This window comes from Streptomyces sp. NPDC005533 (genome assembly GCF_042871845.1).
Taxonomy (GTDB): Bacteria; Actinomycetota; Actinomycetes; order Streptomycetales; family Streptomycetaceae; genus Streptomyces.
Genome location: NZ_JBIAJH010000006.1, coordinates 69,619 through 90,134, shown reverse-complemented (window position 1 = coordinate 90,134; position 20,516 = coordinate 69,619). Strand labels below are relative to the sequence as shown.

Annotated in this window: 24 protein-coding genes; 7 read left to right on the top strand and 17 right to left on the bottom strand. The window is 72.9% G+C overall.

The window, feature by feature from the left end:
* Positions 1 to 24: 24 nt before the first annotated feature.
* The 5 genes from ACFYP3_RS08110 to sigE form a co-directional block, all read right to left on the bottom strand.
* Positions 25 to 768: a hypothetical protein gene (locus tag ACFYP3_RS08110; protein ID WP_388828592.1), complete on the bottom strand. Its 744-nt coding sequence runs from the start codon at positions 766 to 768 to the stop codon at positions 25 to 27.
* 141 nt (positions 769 to 909) lie between these two features.
* Entirely contained in the window at positions 910 to 1,356 is a 447-nt protein-coding gene (locus ACFYP3_RS08105) for a sec-independent translocase (protein WP_388828589.1), read from the bottom strand.
* Positions 1,357 to 1,474: 118 nt separating this feature from the next.
* A complete protein-coding gene (locus ACFYP3_RS08100) occupies positions 1,475 to 2,836 on the bottom strand; it encodes a S1C family serine protease (protein WP_388828586.1) in 1,362 nt (453 codons plus the stop codon).
* A gap of 54 nt (positions 2,837 to 2,890) precedes the next feature.
* A complete protein-coding gene (locus tag ACFYP3_RS08095; protein WP_388828583.1) occupies positions 2,891 to 3,556 on the bottom strand; it encodes a zf-HC2 domain-containing protein in 666 nt (221 codons plus the stop codon).
* Positions 3,553 to 4,332 carry an RNA polymerase sigma factor SigE gene (sigE, locus tag ACFYP3_RS08090; protein ID WP_388828580.1) on the bottom strand — a complete coding sequence of 260 codons (780 nt, stop codon included), beginning with the start codon at positions 4,330 to 4,332 and terminating at the stop codon, positions 3,553 to 3,555. The genes ACFYP3_RS08095 and sigE overlap by 4 nt, the downstream gene beginning before the upstream one ends.
* Positions 4,333 to 4,510: 178 nt before the next feature.
* Between sigE and ACFYP3_RS08085 the strand changes: the two genes are divergently transcribed.
* Entirely contained in the window at positions 4,511 to 5,173 is a 663-nt protein-coding gene (locus tag ACFYP3_RS08085) for an O-methyltransferase (RefSeq protein WP_030710037.1), read from the top strand.
* Between the two features lie 34 nt (positions 5,174 to 5,207).
* Here ACFYP3_RS08085 and ACFYP3_RS08080 read toward each other — a convergent pair whose 3' ends face one another.
* Both ACFYP3_RS08080 and ACFYP3_RS08075 read right to left on the bottom strand, forming a co-directional pair.
* Positions 5,208 to 5,825 (bottom strand): hypothetical protein, encoded by a 618-nt coding sequence (locus tag ACFYP3_RS08080; protein ID WP_388828577.1) that lies wholly within the window; start codon positions 5,823 to 5,825, stop codon positions 5,208 to 5,210.
* Positions 5,826 to 5,946: 121 nt separating this feature from the next.
* Positions 5,947 to 6,114 carry a DUF3117 domain-containing protein gene (locus tag ACFYP3_RS08075; RefSeq protein WP_003966491.1) on the bottom strand — a complete coding sequence of 56 codons (168 nt, stop codon included), beginning with the start codon at positions 6,112 to 6,114 and terminating at the stop codon, positions 5,947 to 5,949.
* A 333-nt stretch (positions 6,115 to 6,447) separates the two neighbouring features.
* Between ACFYP3_RS08075 and ACFYP3_RS08070 the strand changes: the two genes are divergently transcribed.
* A complete protein-coding gene (locus tag ACFYP3_RS08070; protein WP_388828574.1) occupies positions 6,448 to 7,251 on the top strand; it encodes an enoyl-CoA hydratase/isomerase family protein in 804 nt (267 codons plus the stop codon).
* A gap of 404 nt (positions 7,252 to 7,655) precedes the next feature.
* Here ACFYP3_RS08070 and ACFYP3_RS08065 read toward each other — a convergent pair whose 3' ends face one another.
* Positions 7,656 to 8,234 (bottom strand): DNA-3-methyladenine glycosylase I, encoded by a 579-nt coding sequence (locus ACFYP3_RS08065; RefSeq protein WP_388828571.1) that lies wholly within the window; start codon positions 8,232 to 8,234, stop codon positions 7,656 to 7,658.
* On the bottom strand, positions 8,231 to 8,584 hold the full coding sequence (locus ACFYP3_RS08060; RefSeq protein ID WP_388828568.1) for a DivIVA domain-containing protein: 354 nt from the start codon (positions 8,582 to 8,584) through the stop codon (positions 8,231 to 8,233). Before ACFYP3_RS08060 ends, ACFYP3_RS08065 begins: the two co-directional genes overlap by 4 nt.
* 76 nt (positions 8,585 to 8,660) lie before the next feature.
* Here ACFYP3_RS08060 and folP point away from each other — a divergent pair, with 76 nt between their 5' ends.
* The gene (folP, locus tag ACFYP3_RS08055) at positions 8,661 to 9,521 is read left to right on the top strand and encodes a dihydropteroate synthase (protein ID WP_388828565.1); all 861 of its coding nucleotides are present in this window, start codon (positions 8,661 to 8,663) and stop codon (positions 9,519 to 9,521) included.
* A gap of 54 nt (positions 9,522 to 9,575) precedes the next feature.
* Here folP and ACFYP3_RS08050 read toward each other — a convergent pair whose 3' ends face one another.
* Both ACFYP3_RS08050 and dapE read right to left on the bottom strand, forming a co-directional pair.
* Positions 9,576 to 10,343 (bottom strand): TIGR00730 family Rossman fold protein, encoded by a 768-nt coding sequence (locus tag ACFYP3_RS08050; RefSeq protein ID WP_388828562.1) that lies wholly within the window; start codon positions 10,341 to 10,343, stop codon positions 9,576 to 9,578.
* Between the two features lie 64 nt (positions 10,344 to 10,407).
* Positions 10,408 to 11,487: a succinyl-diaminopimelate desuccinylase gene (gene dapE, locus ACFYP3_RS08045; protein WP_388828559.1), complete on the bottom strand. Its 1,080-nt coding sequence runs from the start codon at positions 11,485 to 11,487 to the stop codon at positions 10,408 to 10,410.
* 86 nt (positions 11,488 to 11,573) lie between these two features.
* On the opposite strand from dapE, the gene ACFYP3_RS08040 reads away from it, so the two are divergent.
* A complete protein-coding gene (locus ACFYP3_RS08040; RefSeq protein ID WP_388828556.1) occupies positions 11,574 to 12,560 on the top strand; it encodes a hypothetical protein in 987 nt (328 codons plus the stop codon).
* 293 nt (positions 12,561 to 12,853) lie between these two features.
* On the top strand, positions 12,854 to 13,258 hold the full coding sequence (locus tag ACFYP3_RS08035; RefSeq protein ID WP_388828553.1) for an ATP-binding protein: 405 nt from the start codon (positions 12,854 to 12,856) through the stop codon (positions 13,256 to 13,258).
* Between the two features lie 75 nt (positions 13,259 to 13,333).
* Here the strand turns inward: ACFYP3_RS08035 and dapC are convergent, their stop codons facing one another.
* On the bottom strand, positions 13,334 to 14,428 hold the full coding sequence (dapC, locus tag ACFYP3_RS08030) for a succinyldiaminopimelate transaminase (protein WP_388828550.1): 1,095 nt from the start codon (positions 14,426 to 14,428) through the stop codon (positions 13,334 to 13,336).
* A gap of 108 nt (positions 14,429 to 14,536) precedes the next feature.
* The gene (fdxA, locus tag ACFYP3_RS08025; protein ID WP_030011906.1) at positions 14,537 to 14,866 is read right to left on the bottom strand and encodes a ferredoxin; all 330 of its coding nucleotides are present in this window, start codon (positions 14,864 to 14,866) and stop codon (positions 14,537 to 14,539) included.
* A gap of 117 nt (positions 14,867 to 14,983) precedes the next feature.
* On the opposite strand from fdxA, the gene ACFYP3_RS08020 reads away from it, so the two are divergent.
* Together ACFYP3_RS08020 and ACFYP3_RS08015 are read left to right on the top strand one after the other, a co-directional pair.
* Positions 14,984 to 15,970, top strand: a complete 987-nt coding sequence (locus ACFYP3_RS08020) for a GNAT family N-acetyltransferase (protein ID WP_388828547.1) — start codon at positions 14,984 to 14,986, stop codon at positions 15,968 to 15,970.
* A gap of 5 nt (positions 15,971 to 15,975) precedes the next feature.
* Entirely contained in the window at positions 15,976 to 16,761 is a 786-nt protein-coding gene (locus ACFYP3_RS08015; protein ID WP_388828544.1) for a transglutaminase-like domain-containing protein, read from the top strand.
* 218 nt (positions 16,762 to 16,979) lie between these two features.
* Here the strand turns inward: ACFYP3_RS08015 and ACFYP3_RS08010 are convergent, their stop codons facing one another.
* The 4 genes from ACFYP3_RS08010 to ACFYP3_RS07995 form a co-directional block, all read right to left on the bottom strand.
* Positions 16,980 to 17,597, bottom strand: coding sequence for a response regulator transcription factor (locus ACFYP3_RS08010; protein WP_388828541.1), 618 nt, complete (start codon positions 17,595 to 17,597; stop codon positions 16,980 to 16,982).
* Entirely contained in the window at positions 17,594 to 18,700 is a 1,107-nt protein-coding gene (locus ACFYP3_RS08005) for a sensor histidine kinase (RefSeq protein WP_388829005.1), read from the bottom strand. Before ACFYP3_RS08005 ends, ACFYP3_RS08010 begins: the two co-directional genes overlap by 4 nt.
* Before the next feature lie 101 nt (positions 18,701 to 18,801).
* A complete protein-coding gene (locus tag ACFYP3_RS08000; RefSeq protein WP_388828538.1) occupies positions 18,802 to 19,542 on the bottom strand; it encodes an ABC transporter permease in 741 nt (246 codons plus the stop codon).
* Positions 19,539 to 20,483 (bottom strand): ABC transporter ATP-binding protein, encoded by a 945-nt coding sequence (locus ACFYP3_RS07995; RefSeq protein WP_388828535.1) that lies wholly within the window; start codon positions 20,481 to 20,483, stop codon positions 19,539 to 19,541. Before ACFYP3_RS07995 ends, ACFYP3_RS08000 begins: the two co-directional genes overlap by 4 nt.
* Positions 20,484 to 20,516 lie beyond the last annotated feature (33 nt).

The window sequence follows — 20,516 nt, the reverse complement described above, 5'->3', positions numbered from 1 at the left end:
GTGCCCTTTTCCGTACCCGCGCGCCTACTCGTACGTCGCCAGGTCCGCGATCGCCGAGAAGCCGAGCCCGTACGCACTCATCCCGCGCCCGTAGGCGCCGAGGTGGACCCCGCTGCCGGTCGAGCCGGCCAGCACCCACCCGAACTCGGACTCGCGGTAGTGGAACGGCGTCGGCTCCCCGTCCACCGGCAGCGACAGCGTCGACCAGTCCTCCCCGGCGAGGTCGTCCGCGAGCTCCCACGCGGCCTCGGTCTGCTGGTCGAGCCAGTCGTCGCGCAGGGAGTGGTCCATCTGCCCCGGCCAGCTGTAGGCCAGCAGCCCGGAGCCGGCCAGCCAGGCCGCCGAGGAGACCGAGGTGGCCTCCAGGACGCCGGTGCCGTCGGCGCTGCGGCGCAGCGGGTTGCTCGCCACGGTGATGACCACCGCGAAGCGCTCCTTCTCGCCGGTGGCGATCTCGCCCCGGGCGGAGGGCTCGTCGCCGTGGCCGGTGGAGCCGTGCTCCACGGTCCCGTCGGCGGCGGTGCCGACCTGCATCAGCCAGCGGGGGCCGGTGAAGGCCCCGTCCAGCCCGTACCAGGGGAAGTCGGCGGCCAGGAAGCCCTCGGCCGTCCGCCGGGCGGCCGGCACCGGTGCGGCGGCCTCCTGCGGCTGTGTGTCGGTCTGCGCGTCGGTCTGCGCGTCGGTCTGCGGTTCCTGCGCGGGTGCGGCGGCGGTGGCGGGTGCCTCGGCGGTCTGCGCCCCGACCCGGCTACTGCTCGTCGTCTCCATCTGAGCGGCCTCTCGTTCCGTGGGGTCCGGAACGGCCCTCCCCCTCGCTGGGCTGGGGGGACCCCCTCCCTCGGGCGTCCTGGGTCCGGACAACAGATGGAGGATAGCCACCCGACCGCGAAACGCCGGGCAGGCCGCGTGTCACGTGGCGTCGGCGTCGAAGCGCGAGGGCTGGTCCCCGGCTGGGGCGACGGGCTTCTTGAGCAGATCGGGGCCTGTGCCGATGGGCGTGGCGGCGGCCGACGAGGAGGGCGCCGCGGGGGTGGCCCCGTCGCCGTTCACGGCGTCGGTGACGTCGTTGAGCTCCTTGCGGAGGTCGAAGCTGCTACGGAGTTCCCTCAGGTCCTCGTTCTCGGTCAGCTGCTTGCGGATGAACGTCTTCGGATTCAGGTCCTCGAACTCGAAGTCCTTGAATTCCGGGCCGAGTTCGGAGCGGATGTCCTGCTTCGCGCTGTCCGAGAAGGCACGGATCTTCCGGATGAAGCCGGTCACGTCCGCGATGACCTTGGGCAGCTTCTCCGGGCCGAAGACGAGGATACCGAGCACCACGATCGTGACGAGTTCGAGTGCGCCTATGTCGTTGAACACCTTGCCGCTCCTCGGCTCTGTCTCACTTCGGGCCCGAACACACGGTACCCGGCGTTGTCCGCACACCCATACCTGTGTGCGGCCTCCGTGACGGTTTCACCCGCCCGTCACCCGCCGCTCATGATCCGTTCGCCGATCCGAGGACCACCTGCAGCGTGCGTTCGCGGCCCTCGCGCAGCACGGTGAGGGTGAGCGGATCGCCCGGGCGGTGCGCCCTGATCTTGATGATGAGCTCGTCACCGCCCCGGACGCGCTGTCCGTCCACCTTGGTGATGACGTCGCCGGCCTTGATCCCGGCGCGGGCGCCCGGCCCGTCGGCGATCACGGAGGGCTTGCCGTCCTCGCCCTTGTCCCCGACCCGGGCTCCGTCGCCCGTGTAGTCCATGTCGAGGGTGACCCCGATGACGGGGTGCGTGGCGCGGCCGGTGCGGATGAGCTCCTCGGCGACGCGCTTGCCCTGGTTGATGGGGATGGCGAAGCCGAGCCCGATGGAGCCGCCCTGGCGGCTGGGGTCGTCCTTGTCGGCGCCGCGGATGGCGCTGTTGATGCCGACCACGTGGGCCCTGGCGTCGAGGAGGGGGCCGCCGGAGTTGCCGGGGTTGATCGGCGCGTCGGTCTGGAGGGCGTCGACGTAGCTGATGTCGCTTCCGTCGCCCTTGTCGCCGCCCGCGGTGACGGGCCGGCCGGTGGCGCTGATGATGCCGGCGGTGACGGTGTTGGAGAGGTCGAAGGGCGCGCCGATGGCCACCACCGGGTCGCCGACCTTCACGTTCTCGGAGTTCCCCAGGCTCAGCGGGCGCAGGCCCCGTACGCCGCTGACCTTGACCACGGCCAGGTCGTACCCGGAGTCGCGGCCGACCAGCTCGGCGGTGACGCTCTCGCCGGTGCTGAAGGTGACCGCTATCTCCTTGGAGTCGGCGACCACGTGGTTGTTGGTCAGGATGTGGCCCTGCTCGTCGAGGACGAAGCCGGTGCCCGTGCCACCGCCCTTCTCGCCCCGCACGTGCAGGGTGACCACTCCGGGGAGCGCGGTGGCGGCGATCCCGGCCACGCTCTCGGGCGCCCGGCCCTTGTCGGCGACGGCGGCCTGGGGGAGCTCCAGCCGGGTGCTGCTCTGCCGTTCGGCGAGGACCCCGACGTAGCCGCCGATCCCGCCGGCGAGCAGGGCGGTTCCGGCGCTGAGGGCCGCCACCTGCCACAGCCGGAAGCCGCGCCGGTCCTTGCCGCGGTCCACGACCTGGAGCGGCTGCTCGCCCCAGGGGTCGTAGCGCACCTCGCGGGCCGGCGGTTCGCCGTCCGGGCCGCTCTCGCGGGCCGCCGGTACGCCGTCCTCGGCCGCGGACTCCTGCCCCGCCCCCCGGCCGGGCCCGTCCCCGGCTCCGGGCCGTGGGGCGGGCACTGTGTCGGGGCGGCCGTCAGCCGTGCCCTCGGGCCGGCTCCACCACTGTGGAGCCGGATCGGTCTGCTGCCTGTCGGCCATGGGCGCTCCCCGCGTACCTGTGCGCATGTGCAGCTGATTCAACCAGCTCCGGGGTCAGCGCAGCAGGGAGACCGGACGCGCGGGGCTCGCGGGGGTGGGGTGTACGGGCGGGAGGGGCGTCGCGGCGGTCGACAGGAGGGTCGGGACGGCCGCGGGCGTGGGCATGCGCTCACGGACCGACGCGTCGGTCACGGGCAGGGCGGGGCCGGTCCTGGAGGCGGGCGCGGGGGAATCCCCCCGGACGCTCGGGTCCAGGCCCTCCTGCGGCAGCGCACCGCCCAGGGCGAGCGCGGCCAGGGACACGGCTCCGGCGGCGACGAAGGCGAACCGCCGGCGCGGCCGGCCCATCTCGTGGATGCGGAAGCCCTGCTGCGGCCGGGCGGCCGGGGGCAGCCCGTACGCGAACGCGTCGAAGGGGTCGGCCGCCGTCGGGCCGGGAGGGCCTGGCGGACCGCCGAGCGGACCGGCGGAGCCGTCGGGGGCGCCGCCCGGGAGCCCCTGGAGCCGCGCCAGCAGTCCCGCGGACAGCGGCGGTGGCGCGCTCTCCACGAACATGGTCTTCAGACGGCGCTGGGCATCGGCCTCGGCCTTGCACTTGGCGCACGTCGCCAGGTGGGCCAGGACGCGCTCCCGCGCGTCGTGCTTCAGCTCCCCGTCCACCAGGGCGGCAAGCCGGTCGCCCAGGTGCTGTTCGGCAGGAGACGGACTGACTTCGCTCACTCGGCTCCGCCCTCTCCCCCGGCGCCCGGGGCGCCCATGGACACACCCGCCAGGGCGCGCTGCTCGGCACGGGCCGCGGGAGACCGGTGCTTGAGCGCCTTGCGCAGGTGCGAACGGCCGCGGTGGATCCGGCTGCGCACGGTGCCGAGCTTCACGCCGAGCGTGGCGGCGATCTCCTCGTACGACAGGCCCTCGATGTCGCAGAGCACCACGGCCGCGCGGAACTCGGGCGCGAGGGTGTCCAGCGCCTGCTGGACGTCCGCGTCGAAGTGGGTGTCGTGCAGCACCTGCTGCGGGGACGGCTCACGGCTCGGCAGCCGCTCGGCGGCGTCGTCGGCGAGCGCGTCGAAGCGGATCCGCTGCTTGCGGCGGACCATGTCCAGGAACAGGTTCGTCGTGATGCGGTGGAGCCAGCCCTCGAAGGTGCCGGGCGTGTACGTGGAGAGGGAGCGGAAGACGCGGACGAAGACCTCTTGCGTCAGGTCCTCGGCGTCGTGCTGGTTACCCGTCAGACGGTAGGCAAGGCGGTAGACCCGCGCGCTGTGCGTGCTGACGATCTCCTCCCACGAAGGGGGGGTCCACGCCTGGGAGCCCGCATCGGCGGCAAAGGTCGCGGTGGTTGCGGCGTCGGCGGTGTGGAAGCGGTCAGCAATGTAGGTCACGGATTTCGGCTCACCCGCCGACCAGAAGAGGCGTCTCAGTACGCCCCCACGATCCACAGGCGCAGCCGCACCTCCCCTGTCGGCTCTGGTGGTGTCCAGTGGAGTCCCTACCATAGCCACCCCCTCTGTCAGCTCCGGATAAGCGTTTTTGCAGTATCTTTACGCGGGATTTAGGTCCCGGAGCGGCCCCGGCCGTCGATCTGCCCGGCGCCGTCCCTTCTGATCCCGCACACACCCTGCACAACGCCCGGTCCCATCTGCGGGTTCCCGACGTCAGCGGATACAGTCACCGTTGCGCCAACTATGGGGACAGGAGAGGGTCATTACCGGCAACCGGCAGACGAGCTGGGCGTTCGCCGACGCGTTTGTCGCCGAGGACGACGCTCTGCGATGGGCCCGCGACCGGTCCAGGGAAGCGGGCCTGCGCTCCGTCTCCCCCGGCACCGGGGCCGCGCTGCGCCTGCTGGCCGCCACCGCGGACGCCAAGGCGGTCGCCGAGATCGGCACCGGAACGGGCGTCTCCGGCATCCACCTCCTGCACGGCATGCGCCCCGACGGGGTGCTGACCACGGTGGATCCCGAGCCGGACCGGCAGGCCTTCGCCCGCCAGGCCTTCCGCGCCGCCGGCTTCGCGGGCAACCGCGCCCGCTTCATCCCCGGCCGCGCCCTCGACGTCCTGCCCCGGCTCGCCGACGGCGGGTACGACCTCGTCTTCTGCGACGGGGACCCCACCGAGTCCCTCGACTACCTCGCCGAATCGTTGCGGCTGCTGCGTCCCGGCGGGCTGGTGTGCTTCGAAGGGGTCTTCTCCGACGGCCGTACGGTCGACTCCGCGGCCCAGCCGGTGGAGGTGCTCCGCGTCCGCGAGCTGCTGCGCAGCGTCCGGGAGAGCCCGGCCCTGGAGGCCGCGCTGCTGCCGGTGGGCGACGGGCTGCTCTGCGCCGTCCGACGCTGAGCGCCGCACGCCGGCCGCCCGGCCCCTCGTGTGCTCAGCTCAGGAGCGCGAAGGTGAGCGCGGCCGTGCCGCCCAGAGCGGCGCCGGCGAGCAGCTGGGCCGGGGTGTGCGCCTTCAGCACCAGACGGGACCAGCCGACGGCGGCGGCGATCAGGGCCGCGGGCAGCACCGGCGGACCGAAGACGAGCGCCAGGATCATCACCGTGCCGCCGGCCACCGACATGTGGATCGATATCTGCCAGCCGACCGTGACCAGCAGGGACGAGACCAGGCCCACGAGCATCGCGACGACGAGCGCGAAGACCTCCCCGGGCGCGCCGAGGACGTGCAGCAGGGTGATCCCGGCGACGACGGAGAGCAGGCTCAAGCCCATCGGGACGAGCCGCTGGCGCCGCACCCGGATGTGCTGGTCGGTCAGCGCCCCCCGGCGCACGCCGAGGACGATGACGCCGATCGGGACCACCCCGCAGAACAGCGCGCCGAGCAGGCCCCAGCCGAGCCCGGTCCACGAGGCGGTGCTGTGCCAGCCGATCAGCAGGAGCAGGGCCACCACCAGGTTCGCCGGCGCCAGCACGTCGGAGAGGACCCGGGCCGCCTTCTGGCGGGGGCTGCAGTCGGCGAAGGCGGGCGGGGCGGGCGGGGAGAAGGTCACGGCGTGGCTCCGGAGGGGATGCTGTCCTCGAACACGACACAACGCTGCCCCGGCCGCTGATCGCGGTCGGGGCAGCGCAGAGAATGCAGAAGGTGGAAGTGCTGTCAGCGTCCTTGGGGGGTCAGCCGACGACCTTCTTCAGGGCGTCACCCAGGGCGTCCGCCTCATCAGGGGTCAGTTCGACGACAAGCCGACCGCCGCCCTCGAGCGGTACGCGCATGACGATGCCCCGCCCCTCCTTGGTGACCTCGAGCGGGCCGTCGCCCGTCCGCGGCTTCATGGCCGCCATGCTCGTTCCCCTTCCTGAAACCAGCTCATCGTCAGCCGACGGCCCCGTTCAGGCGCCTAATACCCGGCATCGAACACATTGCTTCCCAGCCATTATCCCGCATGTCAGGACCCGATGACCAACATCGCCCGGGAACGCTTGCGCAACGCGCTCGACCAAAACCACTCATTTCGGGGATCCGCCTGCGATACTGCGCGGCCGCACGGCGGGAACGGCTCCGGCTTTCTTTGACGCACATCACATGTGCGCACCGCGTCCGGTCCGCCATGCTGGCCCTTGCACCGGCCGGTACCGGCCGGTAGCCAAGCCCGCGACGAAGGGGGACCCCCTGCCATGGCCGACAGCGTGCTCTACGAAGTGACCGACGGACTCGCCACCATCACGATCAACCGTCCGGACGCGATGAACGCGATGAACACCGAGGCCAAGGTCGCCCTGCGCGACGCGGTCGAGGCCGCGGCCGGGGACACGGCGGTACGGGCGGTCCTGCTGACCGCGGCCGGCGACCGGGCCTTCTGCGTGGGCCAGGACCTCAAGGAGCACATCGGCAACCTGGCCTCGGACCGCGAGAGCGGTACGTCGCTGACCATGAGCACGGTCGCCGACCACTACAACCCGATCGTGCGGGCGCTCACCGAGATGCCGAAGCCGGTCGTGGCCGGGGTGAACGGCGTGGCGGCCGGGGCGGGCTTCGGCTTCGCGCTGGCGGCGGACTTCCGGGTGGTCGCCGACACCGCCTCCTTCAACACCTCGTTCGCCGGGGTGGCGCTGACCGCCGACTCCGGGGTCTCGTGGACCCTCCCCCGCCTGATCGGCGCCTCCCGCGCCGCGGACCTGCTGCTCTTCCCGCGGTCGGTCAAGGCCCAGGAGGCGTACGAGCTCGGCATCGTCAACCGCCTGGTGCCCGCGGGCGCCCTGCACGCCGAGGCCGAGGCCGTGGCCCGCACCCTCGCCGCGGGGCCCACGGTCGCGTACGCCGCGCTGAAGGAGTCCCTGGCCTACGGGGCCTCCCACTCCCTTCAGGAGGCCCTGGCCCACGAGGACGTCCTCCAGACCCGCGCGGGGGCCTCCGAGGACCACGGCATCGCCGTCCAGGCCTTCCTCGCGAAGCAGCCCCCGAAGTACCTCGGCCGCTAACGCCCGTCCGGGCCCGGCGGGGCCGAATGGGTGCGGCGCAGCTGGAGGGCGCGGCTTACAGACCGGGGCTCCGCCCCGCACCCCGCGCCTCAAACGCCGGCGAGGCTGAATGGGGGCGGCGGAGCCGAATGGTGCGGCGCACCTGAAGGGTGCGGCTTACAGATCGGGGCTCCGCCCCGGACCCCGCGCCTCAAACGCCGGCGGGGCTGAACCTGCCGGTTGGGGTGGGGGTGGGGGTGTGTCGGGGTGATCCCCGCAGGGTGCCGAACGCACTGCCGCCGAGGTGTCCGACCTCTCGTCACGTTCGGCGCCCGAGGAGACGCCCCGGCGCGCGCCCGCCCCCACCACAACCGGCCCCACCCCCCGACCCCGCACGCGCGGCGCAGCCACCCGCAGCCGACCGGCTACGCCGCCTCGCGGGACGCGCACTGCGCCAGGTGGTCGTTGACGAGCCCGCAGGCCTGCATCAGCGCGTAGGCCGTGGTGGGGCCGACGAAGCGGATGCCGGCCTTCTTCAGGGCCTTGGAGAGGGCGGTGGACTCCGGGGTGATGGCCGGCACCTCGGTGACCGTCCGCGGCGCCGGGCCGGGCTCCTCCGGGACGTGGGACCAGATCAGGGTGTCGAGCTCACCCGGCTCCCATCCGGCGAGGACCTTCGCGTTGGCCAGGGTCGCCTCGATCTTGGCCCGGTTGCGGATGATCCCCTCGTCGGCCAGCAGCCGCGCCGCGTCCCGCTCGTCGAACTCCGCGACCGCCGCGATCTTGAAGTCGGAGAAGGCCGTGCGGAAGCCCTCGCGGCGCCGCAGGATCGTCAGCCAGGACAGCCCCGACTGGAAGGCCTCCAGGCACAGCCGTTCGTAGAGGGCGTCGTCGCCGTGGACCGCGCGCCCCCACTCGGTGTCGTGGTAGGCGACGTAGTCCTGCGTGGACAGCGCCCACGGGCAGCGCGGCAGCCCGTCCGCTCCGGCCAGCACGCCGCTCACCGCTCGCCGCCCTTGCCGAGGTCGACCCGGTCGGTCACGTCCGCCGGCGCGTCGGGGCCGGCCGTCGCGGCGGTCAGCTGCGCGATCCGCGCGTCCCGCTCGGCCAGTTCCGCCGCGAGCCGCTCCAGTACGTCGTCCACCTCGGCCATCCGGTAGCCGCGCGGCGCGACGGGCAGCCGCAGTGCGTCGATGTCCGCCCGGACGACGGGCCGGGTCTCCGGCAGGCCGTCCGCCACCCGGTCCGGCTCCGCTTCGGGCAGGACGGCCTCCGAGCCGCCTCCGATCACGGCCAGGGTGACCGCCGCCACGACCACGACCAGCGCGATCATCAAGAAGAAGAACACGATCAACTCCCCTGAGAGACTCCGGCCACCAGGTTAAGGTCGCAGGCGAGGCGCGAGGGCCGCCGAAGGAGGTAAGAGCAGGATGCTGCGACTGGGCAGGCGCGAGTTCGACACCCACGAGCCGGTGATCATGGCCATCGTGAACCGGACTCCGGACTCCTTCTACGACCAGGGCGCGACGTTCCGCGACGAGCCCGCGCTGGACCGGGTCGAGCAGGCAGTGGCCGAGGGCGCGGCGATCATCGACATCGGCGGCGTCAAGGCGGGCCCGGGCGAGCACGTGGACGCGGCCGAGGAGGCGCGGCGCACGGTCGGCTTCGTGGCCGAGGTCCGGCGCCGTTTCCCGGACGTGGTGATCAGCGTGGACACCTGGCGGCACGAGGTCGGCGAGGCCGTGTGCGAGGCCGGGGCGGACGTGCTGAACGACGCGTGGGGCGGGGTGGACCCCAAGCTGGCCGAGGTCGCGGCGCGCCACGGCGTCGGTCTCGTCTGCACCCACGCGGGCGGGGTCGAGCCGCGCACCCGCCCGCACCGGATCACGTACGAGGACGTGATGGAGGACATCCTGCGGGTCACGGTCGGCCTCGCGGAACGCGCCGCCGCGCTCGGCGTCCGCCGGGACGCGATCATGATCGACCCGGGCCACGACTTCGGGAAGAACACCCGTCACTCGTTGGAGGCCACGCGCCGGCTGGAGGAGATGACGGCGACGGGCTGGCCGGTGCTCGTCTCCCTGTCCAACAAGGACTTCGTCGGCGAGACCCTCGACAAGCCGGTCAAGGAGCGTCTGCTGGGCACCCTGGCCACGACGGCCGTCTCGGCCTGGCTGGGCGCACAGGTCTACCGCGTCCACGAGGTCGCCGAGACCCGCCAGATCCTCGACATGGTCCGCTCGATCCAGGGCCACCGCCCTCCGGCGGTCGCCCGCCGCGGCCTGGCCTGACCGTCCCGCCCGGAGGGGACGGGGGCCCGGGCCGCGCGGGCCCGGGCCCGGGGGCTACTTGCCGACTTCCTTCGTCACCAGCGCGATCGCCTCGTCCACGTCGTCCGTGACGTGGAAGAGGTAGAGGTCGTTCTCCGAGGCCTTGCCCTGGGCGATCACCGTGTTTCGCAGCCAGTCGATGAGGCCGCTCCAGTACTCCGTGCCGAACAGCACGATCGGGAAGCGGGTGATCTTCTGGGTCTGGACCAGGGTCAGCGCCTCGAACAGCTCGTCCAGCGTGCCCAGGCCGCCGGGCAGGACGACGAAGCCCTGGCTGTACTTCACGAACATCGTCTTGCGGACGAAGAAGTACCGGAAGTTCAGCCCGAGGTCGACGTGCTGGTTGAGTCCCTGCTCGAACGGGAGCTCGATGCCGAGGCCGACCGAGATGCCGTTGGCCTCGCGGGCGCCCTTGTTGGCCGCCTCCATCGCTCCCGGACCGCCTCCGGTGATCACCGCGAAGCCGGCGTCGACCAGCGCGCTGCCGATCCGTACGCCCGCCTCGTACTCGGGCGTGCCCGCCGCGGTGCGGGCCGATCCGAACACGCTGATCGCGGGCGGCAGCTCGGCGAGCGTGCCGAAGCCCTCGATGAACTCCGACTGGATGCGCAGGACCCGCCAGGGATCGGTGTGCACCCACTCGGAGGGCCCGGCGGAGTCCAGCAGCCGCTGGTCCGTCGTACTGCCCGCCTGCACCTGGCTCCGCCTCCTCAGCACCGGCCCGAGCTGCTGCTCCTCGGGCCGACGACGAGCGTCCCCGTCAGGAATACCGCGGTTGCCCATGATGTGCTCCCTCCTGCTGATCGTTGGATCAGGGTAGGCGCACGAAGGTGACGGGAAGCGGAATTCAGGCGGTCAGCCAGGCGCGGAGTCGTTCCTCGCAGTGCAGGATCGCCTTGGTCTCGACCCGCTCGTCGACCTTGTGGGCCAGCAGGGCGTCGCCCGGGCCGTAGTTGACCGCCGGGACGCCCAGCGCGCTGAAGCGGGAGACGTCCGTCCAGCCGAACTTCGGCATGGCGCGGCCGCCGACCGCCTCCATGAACGCCGCGGCCGCCGGGTGCGAGAGGCCGGGGAGGGCGCCGCCGGAGGAGTCGTCGACGACGAACTCGGCGATGTCGCAGTCCGCGAACACCTCCCGTACGTGGGCCAGGGCCTCGGCCTCCGTGCGGTCGGGGGCGTAGCGGAAGTTGACCGTCACCGTGCACGCGTCGGGGATGACGTTGTTGGCGACGCCGCCCTCGATGCGCACCGCGTTGAGGCCCTCGTGGTACTCCAGGCCGTCGATGACCGGCTTGCGCGGTTCGTACGCCGCGAGCCGGGCCAGGATCGGGCCCGCGGAGTGGATGGCGTTGGAGCCCATCCAGCTGCGGGCGGAGTGGGCGCGCTCGCCCGCGGTGCGCAGCAGGACGCGCAGGGTGCCCTGGCAGCCGCCCTCGACCTCGGCGTTCGAGGGTTCCAGCAGGACCGCGAAGTCCCCCGTCAGCCAGTCGGGGTGGGCCTCGGCGACCTTGCCCAGGCCGTTGAGGTCGGCGGCGACCTCCTCCTGGTCGTAGAAGACGAAGGTGAGGTCCCGGTTCGGCTCGGGCACGGTGGCGGCGATGCGCAGTTGGACGGCGACACCGGACTTCATGTCGGTGGTGCCGCAGCCCCACAGGACGTCGTTCTCGTCGAGGCGGGACGGAACGTTGTCGGCGATCGGCACGGTGTCGAGGTGGCCGGCGAGCACGACGCGCTCGGCGCGGCCGAGGTGCGTGCGGGCGACGACGTTGTTGCCGAAACGGTCCACCGTGAGGTGCGGCAGGCCGCGCAGCGCGTCTTCCACGAGGTCGGCGAGTACCTTCTCGTCGCCGCTCACGGAAGGAATGTCGACGAGCCGGGCGGTCAGCTCGGCGGCGTCCAGGGTGAGGTCCAGCTCGGATTCGGGCATGGAACCGACCCTAACCCCCCGGACCGGGGCGGGGCCTCGACGTCCGGCCGGTGGACGCGTCATATGCCTCAAGTACGGTGGGCCGCGTGTCCGAGAACCGTGTTCCCCGTCCTCGCCGCCGCCGGCCACTGCGCGCGGCCGTCGGTCTGCTCGTTCTCCTCGCGGTGGTGGGCTACTTCGCCGTGCAGCGCGCCTCGAACGGCGGAGGCGGAGCCCCGTTCTGCGTGGCCAGCGCGAACCGGGACGACACCGGCGGGACCACGGAATCGTACGAAATGTCCCCGGAGCAGGCGGCGAACGCGGCGACGATAGCCGCGGTCGGCGTGGCGAAGGGCCTGCCGGACCGGGCGGTGACCATCGCGCTGGCGACGGCCATGCAGGAGTCCGCGCTGCGCAACCTCGACCACGGCGACCGGGACTCGCTGGGGCTCTTCCAGCAGCGGCCCTCGATGGGCTGGGGCACCCCGGAGCAGATCACGGACCCGGTCTACTCGGCCGGCATCTTCTACGACCGCCTCGTCGACGTGCCGGGGTATTCGCGGCTGCCGCTGACGGTGGCCGCGCAGAAGGTGCAGCGCAGCGGGTTCCCGCAGGCGTACGCGAAGCACGAGCCGGACGCGACGGTGCTGACGGCGGCCTTCGCCGGGGGCGGCAGCCTGGACTGCGGCGGGCCCCGGCCCGCCGGTCCGGGCGACCCGGAGAAGGTACGGACCGAAATGATCCGGATCTTCGGCAAGGACGGGCTGCACACCCTTCCCCCGCAGGCCGGCCAGGCGGGCCAGGCCGGCCGCAACGGCGGCGGGGGCAAGGGCGTCGCGGAGGCCGAGGTCACCCTGAGGGAGAAGGCCAACGGCGGTGAGGCCGCGGTGCGCCTCAGCCGGGCGATGGCCCACTGGGCGGTGGCCAACTCCCGGGAGATGGGCATCTCCCGGGTGTCCTACGACAGGCGCGCCTGGGTCGGGGGGCAGGACCGGGGCCGGTGGCAGGTGAAGGGCGCCGCGGGGGCGAAGGACGGGGACGGGGACCCGCACGACGCGAATCCGGGCGAGGTACGGATCTTCATGGCCCGCTGACCCGCGTCCCGGCCGGTGCCCACCGGCTCCGGCCATCGGTCGGGCGTCCCCGGCGACACGCCGGGGCTGACACCCGGCCGCGCGTACGAGTGATCACTCCTGCGAGGGTGATCCGTTCGGCGGGTCACGGACCCCGGGCCGGACGGAACCCCTGGTCGGCCGCGTCCGATGCGCTTGTCGCGGAAGCCGATTAAACGATGCGTTACCGATCCTTTACCCACCGGCACCGCAACTCCACCCGCCCCGCGAGCGGTTAGTCACGGCGTACTCAGCCGCTACCGCTTAGGAGCAACATGTCTCTCCCCCTGACCCGTCGGATCGCCCGTGCCGCGCTGCTCCTCGCAGCCGGGGCAGCGCCCGTGGTCGGTGCGGCCGGCGCGGCCAGCGCCGCCGGTCTGGAGTCCGTGCCGCAGCTGGGCGCACTCACCGCGCAGGACGCGCCCGAAGCCGCCACCGACGCGACCGCGGGTGCGGCCACCGAGGCCGTGGGCTCCACCGCCAAGACCCTGCCGGCCCCGGCCGCCGACGTGGCCGGCAAGGCGGGGGGCCTGCTCGGCGGGCTGCCCACGACGAAGGAACTGCCCGTCTCCCAGCTGCCCGTCTCCCAGCTGCCGGTCTCCCAGCTGCCGGTGTCCGAGCTGCCCGTGGGCAGTGTCCTGCCGGCGGGACTGCCCGGTGGCGCGCCGCTGGGCGGCTGACGCCGCGGGAAACACCGAGGGGGCCGGGAGTGCGAACTCCCGGCCCCCTCGGGCCGTTCCGGCGCGGCCCGGAGCTCAGCCGAGGCGCTTGACCGCCGCCTCGACGCGCTCGTCGGTGGCGGTGAAGGCGACGCGTACGAACCGCGCGCCCGCCTCACCGTAGAAATCGCCGGGCGCCACCAGGATGCCCAGGTCCGCGAGGTGGGCGACCGTCTCCCAGCAGGGCTCGTCCCGGGTGACCCACAGGTAGAGGCTCGCCTCGCTGTGCTCGACCCGGAAGCCGTGCGCCTCCAGCGCCGCGCGCAGCGCCGTACGGCGGGCCGCGTAGCGCTCGCGCTGCTCCTCGACGTGGTGGTCGTCGCCGAGCGCCGCCACCGTGGCCGCCTGCACCGGGGCGGGGGTCATCATGCCGCCGTGCTTGCGGATCTCCAGGAGTTCGCCGAGCACGTCCGCGTCACCGGCGACGAAGGCCGCCCGGTAGCCGGCCAGGTTGGAGCGCTTGGAGAGGGAGTGGACGGCGACGATCCCCTCGTACGAGCCGCCGCACACCTCGTCGTGCAGGACGGAGACGGGCTCGGCCTCCCAGCCCAGCTCCAGGTAGCACTCGTCGCTGAAGAGCAGGATCCCGTGCTCGCGCGCCCAGGCCACGATCCGGACGAGGTCCTCCTTGGCGAGGACCTTCCCGGTGGGGTTGGACGGGGAGTTCAGCCACAGCAGCTTCACGCCGGCCGGGTCGAGCTCGGTCGGGTCGTCGTAGACGACCGCTTCGGCGCCGCACAGCCGCGCGCCGACCTCGTACGTCGGGTAGGCGAGCCGGGGGTAGGCGACCTTGTCGCCGGCGCCGAGGCCGAGCTGGGTCGGCAGCCAGGCCACCAGTTCCTTCGAGCCGACGACCGGCAGGACGTTGCGGTGCTCGGCGGCGCTCGCCCCGAGGCGGCCGCGCACCCAGCCCGTGATCGCGTCGCGCAGGGCGACCGTGCCCCACACCGTCGGGTAGCCCGGGGAGTCGGCGGCCTCGATCAGGGCCCGCCGGATCAGCGGCGGGACCGGGTCCACGGGCGTGCCGACGGACAGGTCGACGATGCCGTCCGGGTGGGCCGCCGCCGTCTTCTTGTACGGCTCCAGCTTGTCCCAGGGGAAGGCGGGAAGACGGTCGGATACTGCGGCCACGATGGTCTCTGCTCTCTCTGAGTACTGGCTGGTAACGGGTCCGCAAACGCCTCGGTCCCGTGCGGCGACGAGGCCGTACGGGACCGAGGGGCGCGTCTGCCTGACGGGTCAGTGCTCGCCGTTGATTCCGGCAGGCAGCGCGGCGACGAAGGGGTGATCGCGCTCGATCAGGCCCAGCTTGGAGGCACCACCGGGCGAACCGAGCTCGTCGAAGAACTCGACGTTCGCCTTGTAGTAGTCCTTCCACTCTTCCGGAGTGTCGTCCTCGTAGAAGATGGCCTCGACCGGGCAGACCGGCTCACACGCACCACAGTCGACGCACTCGTCCGGGTGGATGTACAAGGACCGCTGGCCCTCGTAGATGCAGTCGACGGGGCACTCTTCGATGCATGCCTTGTCCTTGACGTCGACACAAGGCTCCGCGATGACGTAGGTCACGCTCTCGTTCCTCCTCGGTAGGGCTTTCCATATCGCGCGGGAGCGCGGCGTCGTCGATGCCCGCACCTAGTATCTCCGTTCCCGGGCACGATCCGAACAGGAGGGGCGGACAGAGCTGTGGAAATCAACGCCGGAGGACTGCTGGAGGTCCGAATTACCCCGGCTGACGTGGGTAAACGTGTCTCTGTACGACGGGTGGAGGCCCGGCTGAGCGGATCACCCGAGTTCACGGACACGGTCGGTGTTCTCACATCCTGGGACCAGGGTGTGCTGCTGATCACAAAGAAGAACGGGCAGTCCGTCCGCATCGCGGAATCCTCCCTGGTCGCGGGCAAGGTCGTGCCCGCGGCACCGGCCCGGCGGCGGGGTCCGGCGGCCTCCTTCGAGGAGCTGTCGCGGATCGCGGCGCGGTCCTGGCAGCCGCTGGAGAGCGAACGGCTGGGCGAGTGGACCCTGCGGGCCGCCGCCGGTTTCACCCGGCGGGCCAATTCGGTCCTGGCGGTGGGCGACCCGGGGATACCGCTGGACGATGCACTCGCGCGAGTGACCTCCTGGTACGCGGAACGAGAGCTTCCGGCCTATGTGCAGGCCGCGACCGGCGCCGTCGGCACGCAGGAGCTGCTCTGCGCGGAGCTGGAACGGCGGGGCTGGGCGTCCGAGGTGTCGGCGGAGGTACGGATCGGGGCGCTGGCGACGGTGGCCGACGTGGCGGCTCCCGCCGCCGGATCCGTACGGCTGACCCGCGTCCCGGACGAGGAGTGGCTCGGACGCTACGGGAAGGTCGACGACCCGGACGTGGCGCGGCGGCTGCTGGTGGAAGGGCCGTCGGTGTGGTTCGCGGCGCTGCCCGGGGGCCGGGCCGTCGGGCGGTGCGTGGTGGACGGGCGGTGGGCCGGCTTCTCGGCGGTGACCGTCGATCCCGCGGAGCGGCGCCGGGGCCTGGCGACGGCGGTCATGGCCGCGCTGGCCCGCAAGGCCCTGGAGGAGGGCGCGTCGGCGGCGTGGCTGCAGGTCGAGACGGACAACGCGGGGGCCCTGACCCTGTACGACGGGCTGGGCTTCGCGACGCACCACGCGTACCACCACTACCGGGCGGCGGGGTGAGCCGGATGGACTGGCGGGAGCAGTTCGCGGCGGAGGCCCGCTCGGAGCGGCCCGATCTGGCGCTGCTGTGCCTGCTGCTGGCGACGGAGGCGGACCCGGACCTGGACGAACGCGCCATGGACTGGGCGCAGATCGAGCTGGACCGGCTCGCCGGGATGCTGCCGTACGGGCTGCGGGGCGCGCGGGCGTGGGCGTCGGCCGTGACGGAACTGCTGGGCGGGCGGCTCGGCTTCCACGGCACCCCGGCGGACTACGGCCGGCTGTCGTCCTCGCTGCTGCACGAGGTCCTGCGGCGGCGACGCGGCCTGCCGATCCTGTTGTCCGTCGTCTGGCTGGAGGTCGCCCGGCGGGCGGGGGCGCCGGTGTACGGGCTGGGGTTGCCGGGGCACTTCGTGGTGGGCTTCGGGGACCCTGAGGAAGGCGTGGTCGTGGACCCCTTCGCGGGCGGCGCGTCGCTGGGCGCCGGGCCCGCGGAGCTGGCGTCGGGGCCGCGCACGCCGGCCGGCACCCTGGCCATCGTGCTGCGGATCCTCGGCAACATCCGGGCCTGGGCGTCGACCCGCCCGGAGCAGTCGGGCGTGGCCCTGTGGACGCTCGACCTGTCGCTGCTGCTGCCGTCGCATCCGGCGGCGCTGCGGTACGAGCGGGCGCGGCTGCTGGTGGAGCGGGGCTCCTTCCGGGAGGGGGCGGCCGAGCTCGACGCGTACGCGGAGGTCATGGCCGCCATCGACCCCGACGCGGCGGCCCGCATCCGCGCGGAGGGCGTCTCCGCCCGCGCCCTGCTGAACTGACCTGGGGCTCCGCCCCGGACCCCCGCGCCTCAAACGCCGGCGGGGCTTGATGTGCCGACGCCGTCCGCTCAGTAGGGCTGGATTGCCCTCAGGGCAAACCCAGCCCCTCCGGCGTTTGAGGAGCGGGGGTCCGGGGGCCGGCCCCCGGCGACGGTGGCGCGGGCGACCGCGGCGCGGGTCCCGGCGGGGTTCGGGACGCAGCCCCGGGAGCCGACGGCCTAGAGCCAGCCCTTGTCGCGGGCCACGCGCACGGCTTCGGCGCGGTTGCGCGCCGCCAGTTTCTGGATCGCCGTCGAGAGGTAGTTGCGGACCGTGCCCGCCGACAGGTGCAGCCGCGCCGCGAGTTCCGCGTTGGTCGCGCCCGACTCGGCCTCCCGCAGGACCTCCCGTTCGCGGTCCGTCAGCGGGTTCGCGCCCTCCGCCAGGGCCGCCGCGGCGAGCGTGGGGTCGATGACGCGCTCCCCCCGGAGGACCTTGCGCACCGCGTCCGCCAGTTGCGCGGCCGGCGCGTCCTTGACCAGGAAGGCCGAGGCGCCCGCCTCCATCGCGCCGCGGAGGTAGCCGGGGCGGCCGAAGGTGGTGAGGATGACGATGCGCAGGTCGGGCAGGGCCGTCCGCAGGGCCGCGGCCGCCTCGATGCCCGTCATGCCCGGCATCTCGATGTCCAGCAGCGCGACGTTCACGTCGTGCGCGCGGGCCGCGTCCACCACCTCGTCGCCGCGGGCCACCTGCACGAGTACGTCGATGTCGGGTTCGAGGCCGAGCAGGGCGGCGAGGGCCTCGCGGACCATCGACTGGTCCTCCGCCAGCAGGATGCGGATCGGGCGTGCGGTCATGATCCTGATCCTAGGGCCAGGGGGACGCGGGCCGTGAGGGCGAAGCCGGTCCGGCCGGCGGGGCCCGCCGACAGGGTGCCGCCGACCGCGGCCAGACGTTCCGTCAGGCCCGTGAGGCCGTTGCCGGGGGTGGCCGGGCCGCCGGGGCCGCCCGAGCCGTCGTCCGTCACCGTCAGCTCCAGCACCGGGCCGTCCAGCGTCTGGCGCGTCTCCAGGCAGACCCGGCAGCGTTTCGCTCCGCTGTGCCGGACGACGTTCGTCACGGCCTCGCGCAGGGACCAGGCCAGGGCCGATTCCGCTTCCTCGGGGAGTTCTCCGGACGGCTCCGCCGGGAGCTCCGCCACCACGCCCGCCGCGGCCAGCGCCGTCCGCGCGCCGGCGAGTTCGCCGGGCAGGGTGGGGCGCCGGTAGCCGCTCACCGCTTCGCGCACGTCGACCAGCGCCTGCCGGCTGACCCGTTCGATGTCCGCGACCTGCTGGGCGGCCGCCTCGGGCTGCCCGGGCAGCATCCGGCCCGCCAGCTCGCTCTTCAGCGTGATCAGCGACAGCGAGTGTCCCAGCAGGTCGTGCAGGTCGCGGGCCATCCGCAGGCGTTCCTCGTTGGCGGCGAGCTGCGCCACCGTGGCCCGCGCCTCGCGCAGTTCCATCGTCGTCCGGATCATCGCGCGGACGCCGACCATGGCGAACCCGCCCATCAGCGCGGGGATCAGCAGGCCCGCCAGGTAGGCGGTGCCGTCCGGGACCGCGTTGGCCGTGACCGCCAGCAGGGCGGTCGTGCCGAGGACGGTCCAGCGGGCGTACTCGGCGGGCAGCGCGGCTCCGGACGAGATGGCCACGTAGACGAAGAGCACGAGCCATTCGCGGCCCAGGGTCAGCGACAGGACCGTGGCCTGGGTGGCGAGCACCGCCAGGGAGAAGAGCACCCGGCGGACCGGCATCGGGCGGGCGGTGCGGAAGACCAGCACCAGGTACCAGGCGACGAAGGCCGCGAGGCCGAGGCCCCCGAGCAGCCTGGCCCCGAGGCTGTGTCCGCCGCCGGCCAGGTCGGTGACGGGGGCGCTCAGGTAGAAGAGCCAGATGCTGATCCAGAGCATCTTCACCATCTTCTGGTGACGGTTCTCCGGTTCCTTGGCGATCTCGGGGAAGTCCCGGTCCGCGCGGTCTTCGTACGCCTGCTTCAGTGCCTGTTTCAGCGCCACGGGTTTCATGCCTTCAGTGAGTCCTTGCGGTACAGCCATGCGGCGGCACCGGTGAACAGTACGAAGTACACGGCGAGGATCGCCACGTCCTTGGCGTGCGGTGCGCCGCCTAGCTCGATGGCCTGGCCGAGGCCCGCGTAGGCGTGGGTGGGGAGCCAGCTCGCGATGGTCTGGAGCCATTGCGGGAAGTTCGTGGTGGGCATCCACAGGCCGCCGAGGATCGACAGGCCGAAGTAGAACAGCATCGAGACGGGCCGGACGCTGTCGCCGGTGGCCAGGTATCCGATGGCGACGCCGAGCGCGGCGAAGACCAGGCTGCCGGCCCAGATCGCGCCGGTGAGGGCGAGCCACTGCCAGGCGTCGAACCGTACGTCCTTGACGACGGCCGCCACCGCGAAGACGGTCAGGATGGAGGGGAGCGAGAGGACGCCGGCGCCGGCGGTCTTGGCGAGGACGTAGCCGTGGCCGGGGAGGGCGGTCAGCCGGAGCTGGCGGACCCAGCCCTGCTCGCGCTCCTTGGCGATGCGCTCGCTGTTGCCCATGAGGACGGCGGTCAGGGCTCCGAAGGAGGCCATGGCGACCATGTAGAAGGCGGGCATGGTCAGCTCGGTGCCCATGACCTTGGTGGTGCCGTCGAGGGTGCCGCCGAGCATCAGGAAGAGGGCGGCCGGGTAGAGGACGGTGAAGAAGAGGTACTTCTTGTTCCGCAGGGCGCGGACGATCTCCAGCTTGATCAGGGCGTTCACAGGGCGGCCTCCTCGGCCTCGGTGAGGGCGATGAAGGCCTGTTCGAGGCCGAGGCCCGCGACCTCCAGATTGCGGGGGTAGAGCCCGAGCGCGTACACGGCGTGGACGGTCGCGTCGGGGTCGGCGGACTGGAGCCGCACGGTCGCGCCGTGCCGCTCGAAGGCGGTGAGGGCGGGCAGCGCGCGGAGCATCTGCTCGTCCACGGCTTCCCGGGGGTCCAGCTCGAAGGAGACCTTCCGGGCGCCGGCCATGGCCTTGATCTCGGCGGCGGTGCCGTCGGCGAGCAGCCGGCCCTTGCTGAGGACCAGGACCCGGTCGGCGATGGCGTCCGCCTCCTCCAGGTAGTGGGTGGCGAAGAGCACGGTGCGGCCCTGGTCGGCCTGTTCGCGCATGGTGGCCCAGAAGGACTGGCGGGCGGTGACGTCCATTCCCGTGGTCGGTTCGTCGAGCACGATCAGGTCGTTGTCGCCGGCCGTGGCGAGGGCGAAGCGCACGCGCTGCTCCTGGCCGCCGGAGAGCTTGTCGACCTTGCGGTCGGCGATCTTGTCGATGCCGGCGCGGGCGAGCACCGCGTCGACCGGGTGCGGCCGCGGGTGCAGGGCGCAGCCGAGCGCGACGATCTCCCGTACGGTCACCTCCGCCATCAGGCCGCCGCTCTGCAGCATGGCGCCGACCCGGCCGGCGGCGACGGCCTCGCGCGGGGTGGTGCCGAAGAGCCGCACGGAGCCGGAGTCGGCGGGGCGCAGGCCGAGCAGGAGGTCGAGGGTGGAGGACTTCCCGGCGCCGTTGGGGCCGAGGAGCGCGACGGTCTCGCCCGGGTGGAGTGCGAGGGTGAGGCCGTCGACCGCCCGGACCGTGCCGTAGTGCTTCGTCACGTTCTCGAAGCCGACCACGGTGTCGGGGGCGGTTTTCGCGGTGCGTGCCGCGGTCGTCGTCGTCATGGGTAGAGGTTCGCCCGTACGGGGTGCCGGGCG

Bases quoted from the DNA above. Each gene is read 5' to 3' on its own strand.
- ACFYP3_RS08110 (WP_388828592.1), bottom strand. From the start codon at position 768: ATGGAGACGACGAGCAGTAGCCGGGTCGGGGCGCAGACCGCCGAGGCA.
- ACFYP3_RS08100 (WP_388828586.1), bottom strand. From the start codon at position 2,836: ATGGCCGACAGGCAGCAGACCGATCCGGCTCCACAGTGGTGGAGCCGG.
- sigE (WP_388828580.1), bottom strand. From the start codon at position 4,332: ATGGTAGGGACTCCACTGGACACCACCAGAGCCGACAGGGGAGGTGCG.
- ACFYP3_RS08075 (WP_003966491.1), bottom strand. From the start codon at position 6,114: ATGGCGGCCATGAAGCCGCGGACGGGCGACGGCCCGCTCGAGGTCACC.
- ACFYP3_RS08070 (WP_388828574.1), top strand. From the start codon at position 6,448: ATGGCCGACAGCGTGCTCTACGAAGTGACCGACGGACTCGCCACCATC.
- folP (WP_388828565.1), top strand. From the start codon at position 8,661: ATGCTGCGACTGGGCAGGCGCGAGTTCGACACCCACGAGCCGGTGATC.
- ACFYP3_RS08050 (WP_388828562.1), bottom strand. From the start codon at position 10,343: ATGGGCAACCGCGGTATTCCTGACGGGGACGCTCGTCGTCGGCCCGAG.
- dapE (WP_388828559.1), bottom strand. From the start codon at position 11,487: ATGCCCGAATCCGAGCTGGACCTCACCCTGGACGCCGCCGAGCTGACC.
- ACFYP3_RS08035 (WP_388828553.1), top strand. From the start codon at position 12,854: ATGTCTCTCCCCCTGACCCGTCGGATCGCCCGTGCCGCGCTGCTCCTC.
- ACFYP3_RS08015 (WP_388828544.1), top strand. From the start codon at position 15,976: ATGGACTGGCGGGAGCAGTTCGCGGCGGAGGCCCGCTCGGAGCGGCCC.
- ACFYP3_RS08010 (WP_388828541.1), bottom strand. From the start codon at position 17,597: ATGACCGCACGCCCGATCCGCATCCTGCTGGCGGAGGACCAGTCGATG.
- ACFYP3_RS08005 (WP_388829005.1), bottom strand. From the start codon at position 18,700: ATGGTGAAGATGCTCTGGATCAGCATCTGGCTCTTCTACCTGAGCGCC.
- ACFYP3_RS07995 (WP_388828535.1), bottom strand. From the start codon at position 20,483: ATGACGACGACGACCGCGGCACGCACCGCGAAAACCGCCCCCGACACC.